General features: G+C 67.8%; 14 protein-coding genes and 1 pseudogene. 7 read left to right on the plus strand and 8 right to left on the minus strand.

From position 1 onward, the window contains the following. Positions 1–170: 170 nt before the first annotated feature. Positions 171–827: an HAD family hydrolase gene (locus tag KV110_RS19335; RefSeq protein WP_218477742.1), complete on the plus strand. Its 657-nt coding sequence runs from the start codon at positions 171–173 to the stop codon at positions 825–827. A 71-nt stretch (positions 828–898) separates the two neighbouring features. Here KV110_RS19335 and KV110_RS41820 read toward each other — a convergent pair whose 3' ends face one another. Both KV110_RS41820 and KV110_RS19340 read right to left on the minus strand, forming a co-directional pair. Next, positions 899–1,030, minus strand: a complete 132-nt coding sequence (locus tag KV110_RS41820) for a hypothetical protein (protein ID WP_281427777.1) — start codon at positions 1,028–1,030, stop codon at positions 899–901. Then, positions 1,027–1,641: a TetR/AcrR family transcriptional regulator gene (locus KV110_RS19340; RefSeq protein ID WP_218477743.1), complete on the minus strand. Its 615-nt coding sequence runs from the start codon at positions 1,639–1,641 to the stop codon at positions 1,027–1,029. The genes KV110_RS41820 and KV110_RS19340 overlap by 4 nt, the downstream gene beginning before the upstream one ends. Positions 1,642–1,662: 21 nt before the next feature. Between KV110_RS19340 and KV110_RS19345 the strand changes: the two genes are divergently transcribed. The 4 genes from KV110_RS19345 (at position 1,663) to KV110_RS19360 (ending at position 3,697) form a co-directional block, all read left to right on the plus strand. Then, complete coding sequence (locus KV110_RS19345; protein ID WP_218477744.1) at positions 1,663–2,031, plus strand: hypothetical protein; 369 nt, start codon at positions 1,663–1,665, stop codon at positions 2,029–2,031. Next, positions 2,028–2,546, plus strand: coding sequence for a hypothetical protein (locus KV110_RS19350; RefSeq protein ID WP_218477745.1), 519 nt, complete (start codon positions 2,028–2,030; stop codon positions 2,544–2,546). The genes KV110_RS19345 and KV110_RS19350 overlap by 4 nt, the downstream gene beginning before the upstream one ends. Before the next feature lie 85 nt (positions 2,547–2,631). Continuing rightward, a complete protein-coding gene (locus tag KV110_RS19355) occupies positions 2,632–3,396 on the plus strand; it encodes an alpha/beta fold hydrolase (RefSeq protein ID WP_218477746.1) in 765 nt (254 codons plus the stop codon). 127 nt (positions 3,397–3,523) lie between these two features. After that, positions 3,524–3,697, plus strand: coding sequence for a hypothetical protein (locus KV110_RS19360; protein WP_218477747.1), 174 nt, complete (start codon positions 3,524–3,526; stop codon positions 3,695–3,697). Positions 3,698–3,703: 6 nt separating this feature from the next. On the opposite strand, the gene KV110_RS19365 is transcribed toward KV110_RS19360, so the two are convergent. From KV110_RS19365 to KV110_RS19380, 4 genes are all read right to left on the minus strand, one after another. Then, complete coding sequence (locus tag KV110_RS19365) at positions 3,704–5,014, minus strand: RNA polymerase sigma factor (RefSeq protein ID WP_218477748.1); 1,311 nt, start codon at positions 5,012–5,014, stop codon at positions 3,704–3,706. A 13-nt stretch (positions 5,015–5,027) separates the two neighbouring features. Further along, entirely contained in the window at positions 5,028–5,378 is a 351-nt protein-coding gene (locus tag KV110_RS19370) for a YciI family protein (RefSeq protein ID WP_218477749.1), read from the minus strand. A gap of 125 nt (positions 5,379–5,503) precedes the next feature. Then, entirely contained in the window at positions 5,504–6,310 is an 807-nt protein-coding gene (locus tag KV110_RS19375; protein ID WP_218477750.1) for an ABC transporter ATP-binding protein, read from the minus strand. Further along, positions 6,307–6,978, minus strand: a complete 672-nt coding sequence (locus KV110_RS19380; protein WP_218477751.1) for a FadR/GntR family transcriptional regulator — start codon at positions 6,976–6,978, stop codon at positions 6,307–6,309. Before KV110_RS19380 ends, KV110_RS19375 begins: the two co-directional genes overlap by 4 nt. A gap of 254 nt (positions 6,979–7,232) precedes the next feature. Here KV110_RS19380 and KV110_RS19385 point away from each other — a divergent pair. Further along, positions 7,233–8,558, plus strand: a pseudogene (locus tag KV110_RS19385) (2-isopropylmalate synthase); the annotation flags it as partial. Positions 8,559–8,653: 95 nt separating this feature from the next. Continuing rightward, the gene (locus KV110_RS19390) at positions 8,654–10,936 is read left to right on the plus strand and encodes an ATP-binding protein (RefSeq protein WP_246634639.1); all 2,283 of its coding nucleotides are present in this window, start codon (positions 8,654–8,656) and stop codon (positions 10,934–10,936) included. A 5-nt stretch (positions 10,937–10,941) separates the two neighbouring features. On the opposite strand, the gene KV110_RS19395 is transcribed toward KV110_RS19390, so the two are convergent. Together KV110_RS19395 and KV110_RS19400 are read right to left on the minus strand one after the other, a co-directional pair. Next, on the minus strand, positions 10,942–11,463 hold the full coding sequence (locus tag KV110_RS19395) for a DinB family protein (protein ID WP_218477753.1): 522 nt from the start codon (positions 11,461–11,463) through the stop codon (positions 10,942–10,944). A 55-nt stretch (positions 11,464–11,518) separates the two neighbouring features. After that, positions 11,519–12,145, minus strand: coding sequence for a maleylpyruvate isomerase family mycothiol-dependent enzyme (locus KV110_RS19400; protein ID WP_218477754.1), 627 nt, complete (start codon positions 12,143–12,145; stop codon positions 11,519–11,521). Between the last annotated feature and the right edge of the window lie 39 nt (positions 12,146–12,184).

Below are 12,184 nucleotides of genomic sequence, written 5' to 3' on the forward strand. Positions count from 1 at the left end.
GCGACTTGGCGGGTCGGCGGGTCGGGTCGGAATCGTCCGGGTTGGCTTAGGGTGGTTCACGATCATCAATCGGGTATCCAGGGGGGAACAAGAAGGTGGGTGGCGTCGGCTCGATAGACGTCGATCACCGAACGCAATGACCGGTCCGGCTGGCGAAAGGCTTTGGGTAGATGGGTATTACGGCGGTTGTCTTCGACATGGACGGCGTACTGATCGACTCCGAGCCGGTGTGGGAGCGGGTACGGCGGGACTATGTCGCCGAACGCGGCGGGAAGTGGCTGCCCGATGCTCAGCAACGGTTGATGGGCATGAGTACCCGGGAATGGTCGGAGTACCTGAGCACCGACCTCGGTGTCGATGAACCGCCGGACACGGTGGCGCGCGAGGTGATCGACCGAATGGCCGCGCACTACGACCGCGATGTCCCGCTGCTGCCGGGCGCGATCGACGCCGTGCAGCGGATGAGTGAGAAATGGCCGCTCGGCGTGGCCAGCTCGTCGCCGCGGGCATTGATCGACGTCGTCCTCGGCCGCACTGGACTGATCGAATTCTTCAACGTCACCTTCTCGACCGAAGAGGTCGACCGCGGCAAACCGGCTCCCGACGTCTATGTGGCCGTGGCCGCCTTCCTTCGCCAACGCCCCACCGAGTGTGCCGCGGTAGAGGATTCGAGCAACGGCCTCCGCTCCGCCCACGCCGCGGGCATGCGCGTGATCGCCGCCCCCCGTCCCGAATACCCACCCGCCCCTGACGCCCTCGCCCTCGCCGCCCACGTCATCAACGACCTCAACGAACTAACCCCCACCCTGGTCACCGACCCCTCCTGACCCCGTCCAACGGGACCTGGCAGCGCCGATTCCCGAGCACCCACCCCGTCATGTCCCGGTCGGCGACCGCCCTAGGTCGGCGCGGCGAGCGGGACTTGGCCGTGCCGAATCCCGAGTGACCGCTCCGTCACGCCCCGCTCGGCGACGACCTCGGCGGCGAACGGGACGTGGCTGCGCCGGAGTGTGAGTGGGCGCTCTGTCATGTCCCGTTCGACGAAGCGTGCGGGTGGTAGGAGGTGAGAAGGGTTCGGGCGGCGGCAGGGAGGTCGGTGTCGAGCCAGTCGGGGAGGGTGGGGGCGTGGGCGTGGTGGCGGAGGGCGGCGTAGGGGAGGTCGACTACCGCCCGGCTGACGGCGTCGATTTCGCGGGCGTCCGCCCGGCCGAACAGGCCGATGGCGATGCGGCGGAGGTGTTCGAAGAGGGGGGCGTTCATGGTGGCGAGGCGGGCGCGGAAGTCCTCGTCGGGACCGCCGTCGAGTAGGTCGCTGGGACGCAGGTTGAGCAGAAGTCTTGCGTCGTCGGGTAATTCGCGGCCGAACGTCAGGGCGGCGCGCACCATCTCGACGCCTGCCTCGACCGGGTCGGGGTGCTCGGCGGCGGCCAGGGCGCCCGCCTGGAAACGTTCGAGTGCGCGCAGCCAGGCGGCGGTCAGCACGCCGTTGCGATTGCCGAAGCGGTGGTACAGCGTGCCGACCGGCGCACCGCTGGCCTCGGCGATGGCCGCCACACTGGCGGCGCGCGGGCCGTCGGCGAGCACCAGGGTGCGCGCTGCGTCGAGGATCACGTCGGTGTCGTGCTTGCGGGGAGGCGCCATTTACTAGTACGTTCCTTCTATATGGAGCGTCTATCCTATATTGATGAGCATGCCAGATCCGTCGACGCGAATCGCGACCGGGCCTGGAAGGCAGTGTTGCAGGTCGTCTGCAAGAATCCGGCGGATCCGTCCACCGCACCGTCCGGCTTCGTGCTGGATTCCGCGGCGGCACCCGCCCGGCTGGCTTTGAAAGGGCGGCACTGGTTTTCGGAGTACGCCCTGATCTTCGAACTCGATGACGAAGGCCCGAGCCGGACCCGGGTCCGTGCCAAGTCCTTGGCGAATTTCCCTGGCCTGCACGGCAAGATCTACCGTGCCCTGGTCATCGGCACCGGCGCCCACAAGTTCGTGGTCCGCGGGATGCTGCGTCGTATCGCGGCCGCGGCATGATCCCCGGACTGGTCTGGGGCGCCACCGCGGCCGAGCGGGAAGACCCACTGCCGTGTGACGAGCTGCAACCGGAAGGGGTGCAGGCGGATCGGGCCATCAGCATCGACGCTCCGTATGGTCTGGTCTATGCCTGGCTGTGCCAATTGCGGGTCGCCCCATACAGTTACGACATCCTTGATCGCTGGGGCCGTCCGAGCCCACGGCGTCGCGACCCCCAGCTCGCCGAACTCGAAGTGGGACAACGCTTCATGGGGCAGTTCGAGCTGGTCTCCTTCGTGCTGAGCGACCACATCACCCTGGTGACGGGGAAGATCTGCGTCACCTATGCGGTGCGTCCCGAGGGGGCGGGTACGCGGCTGGTCGTCCGGGTGCGGATGGGCGGGCCGCGGATCATCGGCCGCCTGCTGGCCCTCGGCGACCTCGTCATGATGCGCAAGCAATTGCTGACATTGAAGGAACTGGCCGAAGCCGAGGACCGCGCCGAGCCGCAAGACGAATTCGAGCTGCGGCAATAGGTCGGCGCGGAAAAGAACGTGTCGCTCCGCACAGCGCGCAGGGTCTGCCTCGTGTCTTCGATCGGCGATCCAGCATGATCTGCGCATGGCGAAAGATGTTCAGCTCGGCGAGGTCCGGACTTGGTATGACGAAACGGGCGACGGCGAGCCGGTGCTGTTGTTGCACGGCGGGTTCGTGGACTCACGGTCGTTCGAGCCGGCGGTCGCCGGACTGGCCGAGCATTTCCGGGTTTACCGCATGGATCGGCGCGGTCACGGCCGCACCCCTGATGTCGAGGGGCCGATCTCCTACGACCTAATGGCACAGGACACCATCGCTTTTCTGGACACGGTGGTCGGCGGTTCCGCGCACCTGGTCGGCTACAGCGACGGCGCGATCGTCGCCTTGCTGGTCGCGATTCGCCGACCGGATCTGGTGCGCAAGCTCGTCTCGATCAGCGGCAACTTCCACCACGACGGTCTGTTGCCCGGCGTGCTGGACGGTTTCGCGCACGAGGAACCGATGCGGCGCTTGGCGGCCCGCTACGGCGAGGTGTCACCGGACGGCGAGGAGCACTTCGGTGTCGTCGCCGACAAGCTGATCCGGATGGCGCGGGCCGAACCGACGCTGACCGTCGAGGAACTCGGCGGCATCACCAGCCGGACCCTGGTCATCGCCGCAGACGACGACGCGATGAGCCTCGAACACACGATCGCCCTCTACCGAGCGATCCCGAATTCCGAGCTCGCCATCGTTCCCGGCGCGTCCCACCTGCTGGTCGTGGAAAAGCCGGCCGAGGTGTACCGCCTCGTCGGGATCTTCCTCACCACCGACGCGACACAAACCTTTCAACCCATCCGCCGCGCCTGAGCCGAGCGTGTCCTGCCGCCGAATCGACCGTATCGGTCCGGTGGCAGGAATCAGGCCGCGCTTGCGCAGGCAAGACATTTCGGCAAACTATGTGCTAACGGCGGCTGTGTCGGTCAGGTGACCGGTCATGCTGAGGGACATGGACTTCATGAAACCAGCCGAACAGCTGCTCGCGCAGGTCGCGGCCAGGTTCGGCTCCGCGGAAGCATTCCTCGAAAAGTTGGCCGAAGTCCGGGCGGCCGGTGAGGACGACACCATCGAGATGCCACGAGTCACCGGAAGTTTGCCAACGATCTACTGAACCGTCTCATGTACCGCCGGATCGAATTTCACCGGCGACGGATGCCCTGCGAGCCGATGCGGCCGCGCGATCGAGCAGCAGCGCCCGTTCGGCCTTATTGCCGGTCAATTCCGCGGCGCGGGTGAACTCGGCACGCGCCTCCTCGTAGCGATCCAGCTGGACGAGTAGATCCCCACGCACGGCGTAGCGCAGATGATAGGTATCCAGCACACCCGCGGTCACCAGCGTGTCGACGAGGTCCAGACCGGCGGCGGGGCCGTGCACCTTGCTCACCGCCACCGCGCGATTCAATTCGACGATCGGCGACGGAAAGCGTTCGGCCAGCACCGCGTACAGCCCGGCGATGCGCCGCCAATCGGTATCGCCCGGCGTCGCCGCCATGGCATGCACGGCGGCGATCGCCGCCTGCAACGCGTAGCTGCCCGGTGGCAAAGAACGGTCCCGTGCGACGGCGTTGGCGCGACCGAGCGCCGCCAACCCGCGCCGGATCAGCAACCGGTCCCATCGCGACCTGTTCTGGTCGGCAAGCAGGACAACATCATTCGCGGGCCCGGTCCGTGCGGGCAGCCGCGAGGCCTGTAGTTCCAGCAGCGCGACCAGTCCGTGTACCTCGGGTTCGGCGGGCAGCAGTTCAGCGAGGACGCGGCCGAGCCGGAGTGCGTCCTGGCACAGCTCGAAGCGGACCCAATCGTTGCCGGTGGTCGCCGAGTATCCCTCGTTGAAGATCAGATACACGACGGCGAGGACCGAGTTCAGCCGCTCGGGCAGTTCATCGCTGCCGGGGACCTCGTAGGGCACCCGTTTCGCGGCGATCGTTCGTTTGGCGCGGACGATGCGTTGCGCCACCGTCGATTCCGTGACAACGAAGGCGCGGGCGATCTCCTCGGTGGTCAGGCCGCCGAGCAGCCGCAGGGTGAGCGCCACCCGCGCCTGCTCCGGCAACACCGGATGGCACGCGGTGAACATCATCCGCAGCAGATCGTCCTCGACGGCATTGTCCGGTTCCGGCGAGTCCGGCTGCTCGGTCACCAGTTCGTGACCGAGTTCTGCCAGCTTGCGGGCGAACGTCTGGTTGCGTCGAACCCGATCGATGGCCCGATGCTTGGCGGTGAGCATCAGCCATCCGCCGGGATTCGGCGGCACCCCGTCGCGCGGCCACTGCTCCAGCGCCGCGACCAACGCGTCCTGCGCCAGTTCCTCGGCGGCGTCGATATCGCCGACGACGCGGGTGAGCCCCGCGACCAGCCGCGGCCATTCCATCCGCCACACCGTTTCCACGGCGCGGCGGGCCTGCTCGGCCGACTGGTCCGGGCTCATCCGCCGTCCCCGATCAGGCCGGTTCGGCGATCTGCCGGATCTCGACCTCGATATCCCACTCCGGCCCGTGCACCGCGAGGAACCGTGCGGACCATTCCACGGCTTCTTCCTTCGACTTCGTCTGCAGGATGCAGTATCCGCCGACGACCTCCTTGGATTCGGTGAACGGGCCGTCGATCACGGTCTGCTTGCCGCCGGTCTGGGTGATCTTGGTGGCCTCGGTGATCGGGCGCAGTCCATTGGTGTCCAGCAGCACGCCCGCCTTGGTCATCTCCTCGATCACCTTGCCCATTTGCTCCATCAGTGCCGCGTCCGGCTCCGGCGCGGTGGCCGGGTCGACATGGATCAACATCATGTAGCGCATCTGGCGTCCTTTGCTCGTCGTCGTCAGGATCGTCCGACCCTCACCTCACTGCATCGAACGGCCACCCCCCGAATCGACACCTCGCCCGAAATTCTCCCCGAAAAATTTTCGCGAGCGGCACACGGCTAGGTGGGCCAGGCGGGGCGGGTGTGGGCGGCTCGGGCGGTCCAGCGGCCGTCGTAGCGAACCTCGACGGGGTGGGCGAAGGCGGTGGTGACGGTGTCGGTGGTGAGGGTTTCGCGGGCGGGGCCCGCGGCAATTGTGTGGCCGTCGGCGATGAGCAGGGCGTGGGTGGTCGTGCTCGGGAGTTCCTCGAGGTGGTGGGTGACCAGGACCGAGGCGACCTCGGGGTGGGTGTCGCCGAGGGTGTCGATGGTTTCCAGGAGTTGTTCGCGGGCGGCGAGGTCCAGGCCGGTGGAGGGTTCGTCGAACAGCAGCAGCCGGGGCTCGGCGATGAGGGCGCGGGCGATCAGGGTGCGACCGCGCTCGCCCTGGGACAGCGTCGGCCAGGTGTTGTCGGCCTTGCCGGTTAGGCCGACGGTGTCGATCATCGCGTCGGCGCGAGCGAGCTGGTCCGCCGTGGGGGTCCAGCGCATCGGGGTATCGATGGTGGCGGTCAGGCCGGTCAGCACGACCTCGCGAATCGTCAGGGGATAACGCAGCGGATGGCGCGGGTTCACATGGCCGATGGAGCGGCGCAGGCGTTGCAGTTCGACCCGGCCGAGCTGTTCGCCGAGCACGCGCACCGTGCCCGTGGTGGGGAACATGACGGCACCGCAGAAGCCGAGCAGCGTGCTCTTGCCCGCGCCGTTCGGCCCGAGCAGCGCCCAGTGTTCGCCCGCGTGCACGGTCAGCGAGATGCCGTTGATGATTTTCTTGCCCTCGCGGCGGAACGTCACGTCCGTCAGTTCGAGCACCGGCGCGCCGGTCATGTGAATGCCTCCTGCAAAGTAGTCAGATGGGAGCGGCTGAATTCCGCTGCGGCCGTGGAATTTCGGGCGGCAATCGCGTCGACCAGTCGCTCGTGTGCGGCGTGATCGGCGGCCTCGGACGGGACGGGGCGGATCTTGAGCATGTCGATCATCGCGAGCCGCAGCCGGGGGAGGAAGCTGTCGAAGAGTTGGGTCAGCACCTCGTTGTGCGCGGCGACGAGCACGGTGCGGTGAAAGGCCATGTCCGCGTCGACGTGGTCGGCGATCGGTTCGCCGTGTGCCTCGCGCGCGGCCAGTGCGCGGCGCAAGGCACGAAGGTCGGCGGGTGTGCGGCGCCGCGCGGCGAGCGCGGCGGCCTCCGCCTCGATGGCGATGCGGGCCTCGATCACCGAGGCGATGGTGGCGCGGCGCAGCACGACGTCCCAGTCGTCGGTCGTGTCCAGGGCCGTGACGAATACGCCAGCACCCTGACGGCTGTCGAGCACGCCCTTGCCCGCCAGCTCGCGGATCGCCTCACGCAGCGTCGAGCGGCCGACCCCGAGCTGTGCGGCGAGCGTCGTCTCGCCCGGAAGGCGATGTCCCAGTGGCCATTCGCCTGCCTTGATGCGCGCCAGCAGCAGCTCGGCCGCCTGCGCAGCCAGCGGGTGGCGCCGTACCTGCGAAACCATCGCAACCTCTCTACTTGTCTGAGGAGTTGTGTATAGTCTAGCCATCATGCGCACCATGCTTCTGCTTAGCCGCCACGGCGGGGCCTGAACGACCGGCCCCCCGCCGTGGGGCTTTGTCGTAGCCGGTCACCGTTCTTTTGTGACGGCCGAACGGCCAGAAAGCAGACCCGAGCATGTCCTTCCCGACGATCAATACCCCCATGGGCGAGATTCCCAGCAGTGCACCGGCGTGGAATCGGCAGCGGCACTCCCAAATGCCATCGCACCGCTACCGTTCCGTCTACGACCGAGTGGAGGTGCCGCTCACCCAGCGCGATTGGCCCGAAGCGCGGATCACCGAGGCACCCCTGTGGGTGCCGGTCGACCTGCGCGACGGCAACCAGGCCCTCGCCGAACCCATGGACCCCGAGCGCAAGCGGCGCTTCTTCGAACTGATGGTGGCCATGGGCTACAAGGAAATCGAGGTCGGCTACCCGTCCGCCTCACGTACCGACTACGACTTCGTCCGCCTGATCGCCGACACCGGCCTCGCGCCCGACGACGTGGCCATCGTCGTATTCACGCCCGCGCGAAAGGATCTCATCGGGCGCACCGTGGAATCGGTCCGAGGATTGCCCAACGTGGTCGTCCATATGTACGCCGCGACCGCCCCCACCTGGCGAAACACGGTGCTGGGCAAGGACAGGGCCGCACTGCGGGAGCTGATTCTCGCCGGTGGCCGAGAGGTCCTGGAACGCACCGCCGACCTGCCGAACGTGCGGTTCGAGTTCTCACCCGAGGTGTTCAACCTGACCGAGCCCGACTACGTCCTCGATCTCTGCGACCGGATGACCACCCTGTGGGACGCGACCCCGCAGCGCCCGGTGATCCTGAATCTCCCTGCGACAGTGGAGGTCGCGACCCCGAACGTCTACGCGGACCAGATCGAATACATGCACCGCAACCTGGCCCGGCGCGACAGCGTCATCCTGTCCGTGCACCCGCACAACGACCGCGGCACCGGCATCGCGTGCGCCGAACTGGCCGTACTGGCGGGTGCGCAACGGGTCGAAGGCTGCCTCTTCGGCAACGGCGAACGCACCGGCAACGTCGACATCGCCACCCTCGCGCTGAATCTGCATGCGCAGGGCGTGGATCCGATGATCGACTTCTCGGACATCGACGAGATCCGTCGGACCGTCGAATACTGCACCCGCATGCCGATACCCGGACGGCACCCGTACGTGGGCGATCTCGTGCACACCGCGTTCTCCGGCACCCACCAGGACGCGATCAACAAGGGCATGGCGGCGCATCGTGCCCGGGCCGCGCGAACGGGAATCCCCGAACGCCAGCTGGATTGGCAGGTCCCCTATCTGCCGATCGACCCGGCCGACATCGGCCGCACCTACGATGCCGTCATCCGGGTCAACTCGCAGTCGGGCAAGGGCGGCATCGCGTACCTGCTGAAGACGGAGTTCGGCATCGACCTGCCGCGACACCTGCAGATCGACTTCGCCAGGCACGTCCAAGCGCACACCGACGCCACCGGATTGGAGATCACCGCCGCCGAACTGCGCACCCTGTTCGAGGCTGTCTACCCGACCATCCGGACACCCTGACGAGAGCGGCATCTTCGGGCAAAACGCCCGGGGTCACGGTCGTCCGTGCGAAGGTAAGCGGCGTGGCGCGGTACGTGACAGGAAACCTTCCCGCCGAAGTGACCAGCTTCGTCGGGCGGGACCGCGAAGTCGCCGCCGCCAGGAAACTGTTGTCCAGCACGCGACTGCTCACCCTGACCGGGCCGGGCGGTGTCGGCAAGACCCGGCTGGCCCGGCGGGTGGGCGACGCGGTGCGGCGCGCCTTTCCGGACGGTGTGTGGCTGGTCGAGGTGGCCCACGTCAACGAGGGGGAACTGGTGGCGCTGAGCGTCGCGCAGGCGCTCGGTCTGCGCGACGACACCAGCGCGCCACTGGCGAGCCTCACCGACTACCTCGGCGGCAAACACCTGCTACTGATCCTCGACAACTGCGAGCACCTGATCGACGCCTGCGCCGCCCTCGTCGACCGGCTGATCGCCAGCACACCCGACGTGCGGGTGCTGGCCACCAGCCGGGAGCCGCTGGGCGTGCTGGGGGAGCAGGTGTTGCCGGTGGCTCCGCTGCCGGTACCCGAAAGGGACGAAGAATCGGGCACTGTCGACGTGACCGAGACCGCGGCGCTGCGACTGCTGATCGACCGCGCCACCGCCGCGAACCCCGAATTCCGGGTCACCGACGCCAATCTCGGCGCGCTCGCGGCGATCTGCCTTCGCCTGGAAGGCATTCCGCTGGCACTGGAGCTGGCGGCGCTGCGACTGCGCGCGTTCACACCGGCCCAGGTGCTGGACCGGCTCGACGACACCATGCGCCTGCTCACCACCGGCCTGCGCACCGCACCGGAACGGCAGCAGACCCTGGAAGCAGCCATCCGCTGGAGTTATGACCTGTGCACGCAGGACGAACAGCATTTATGGGAGCAACTGGCGGTGTTCGCGGGCGGGTTCGATCTGGCCGCCGCCGAGGCGGTGTGCGTGATCGATCCGCCCGGCGCGCTGGTCGACGCACTCACCGGTCTGGTGGACAAGTCGGTGCTCGGTCATCGCGCCGACAGCGACGGCGCGGGCCGCTACACCATGTTGGAGCCGCTGCGGCAGTTCGCGCTGGCCCGGCTCGTCGCGCACGGCGACGAGCACGCGGTCCGACTCCGGCACCGCGACCACTACTACCGGGTCGCGCGGCGGAGCCGCACCGAGTACTGGGGCGACGCGGACGTCGCCTGGTTCCGCGACGTCACCCGCGAACACGCGAATCTTCGTGCGGCACTGCGATTCGCGCTCGCCGACCCGGACGGCGCACACCGGGGGCTGCAGATCGCCTCCGAATTGCGGCCGTTCTGGGAGCACTACCGTTTCCTACTGGAGGGCTACCGCTGGCTGTTGGACGCGCTGGGCAAGGATCTCGCGCACACCACGGATCGGGCGCGGGCGCTGGCGGCCGCCTCCGCCATTGCCGCGATGCTGTCGGACACCGTGGCGGCCAACGAGTATCTGCGCGAATGCGTGGCTATAGCAACAGAATTGGCCGCCGCAGAGGCACTGGTGGAGGCGACGCTGCTGGCGGCTGTGCTGGCGTTCGCCGAGTCCGATCCGGTGCGTGCCCTCGAGCTCGCCGAGGATGCCGCGCAGCAAGCTCGCGCGTGCGGGCACCACGGTGCGGAGATGGAGAGCCTCGCGTTCGCGTATGTGTGCGCGATGGTGCTGGCGGACCCCCGCGCGGGGACGCTGGCCGAGCATTTTCTGGCCAAATCCACCGAGCACGGTTCGCATCTGCTCGGTGGCCTTGCCTCCTGGGCGGTCGGGACCAACCATTGGCGAAACGGCGACGAGGACAAGGCAATCGAGGAGCTGCGCCGCGCGATCGAGCTACTGGCATTGTTCGATCGCTGCGTATGGACGGCGTCAGCCTTCGACGGGCTCGCCTGGGCGGCGGCCGCGTGCGGCGACCACCAGCGAGCCGCGCGGTTGATGGGCGCCGCGGCGACGGTGCGGCGCGGAAGCACCCAGCGGCTGGCGCACGCGATGACCGACGCGGTAGGCGAGAAGGTGCGGCTCCAGGTACACAACACCCTGGGAGGCACGGACTTTCGCGCCGCATTCGACGCCGGTGCCGCCCTCACCCTCGACGAGGCGGTGCGCTACGCCCTCGGCACCGAGCAGCCACCGCTGCCCATGTCGAAATCTGTTGCCGACGATCAGCTCACCCGGCGGGAGAAGGACGTCGCACGGTTGGTCGCGGCGGGCTATAGCAACAAACGGATCGCCGCCGAGCTGGTCATCTCGATCCGTACCGCGGAGAGCCACGTCGACCATATCCTGACCAAGCTCGGGTTCACCTCCCGCGCCCAGGTCGCGGCCTGGGTCAGCAAGCACCCGCTCTGAGCAGGTCAATCGCCGGTGGCACCGTCGATGCGTTCACGCAGCAGGTCGGCATGCCCGTTGTGCCTGGCGTATTCCTCGATCATGTGCAGGTAGACCCAGCGCAGGTTGAACTGCAGGTCCGGCCGTTTGGGGTGGACGAAGGTGTGGTCGAGGGGCAGGTCGGCCACCGCGGCGTCGGCCAGTTCGATCTCGCGCCGGTATGCCGCGAAATCGGTTGCGGCGTCGGCGCCTTCGGTGTCGAAGTCGCCGTCCGGGTCGTCCTCGCTGCCGTAGACGTACGGCACGTCTTCGGCGGCGGCGGCGAGGCGGAACCAGCCGCGCTCCACCTCGGTCATGTGCCGGACCAACCCGTGCAGCGACAGCGTCGACGGTTCGACGGACCGCTTCCGCAGCCGCTCGGCGTCGAGGCCCGCGCATTTCAGCAGCAGCGTGTCACGGTGAAAGTCGAGCCAGCCCTGCAACATCTGCCGCTCGGCGGCGATCATCGGTGCGTCGGTTCGAGTGAGGTCGGGCGCGATCCAAGTCACCATCCGACTGTAACTCGACAAGGTCATCGACGGCTCGGCATTATTGCCCGGCTGGTCAGCGGCGAGTGAAACGCTTCGCCTTGTCTCCGTGCAGCTTCCCTGCGGGCAGTTTTCGCCCGCACAACACCAGCAGCAGATCCTGGGCGGCGCCGGAAAGGATTTCGCCGGAGCCGTAACTCCAGTCCATATCGTCGGCGCGAAGCTCTAGGCCTTTCAGGTCGACCCCGAAGAACTTGACGTGCTTCGGATTGATGTCGCCGAGCACCAGGCGCAACCGATCCTCCGGCACCTTTCGGTCGAGTCCGAGACCGACCGTGATGTCCAAGCCGTGGATGACGTCGTGACTCAACGCGCCGGTGAAGCCACCGCCAGGCGGTTTCCAGGGATGGTCGACGTTGTCCCAGAGCGATTTCAGCAGGTCCTCGGCCGTGAGCCGAGCCGCGTCGGTGCGGGCGCTGCGATCGGACATCCGATTGAAACTGCCTCCGGCCCGCAGCATTTCGAGCGCGAAGCGCGGCAGGGACAGGCGAAACGGCAGGGTGATGTGCGCGACGACCTCACGCACCCGCCAGCCGCTGCACAGCGTCGGCGCGTCCCAACTCTCGGCGTCGAGCCCCGCCAGTAGCTCGGCCAGGTCGGTCCGTTCCGCCGCGATCGCCTTGCGCACCTCGGTATCGGTCATCGTCTCTCCTCGCCGTGGATCATTCCTGCCCACGACCTG

The sequence above is a fragment of the Nocardia iowensis genome, assembly GCF_019222765.1.
Classification (GTDB): Bacteria; Actinomycetota; Actinomycetes; order Mycobacteriales; family Mycobacteriaceae; genus Nocardia; species Nocardia iowensis.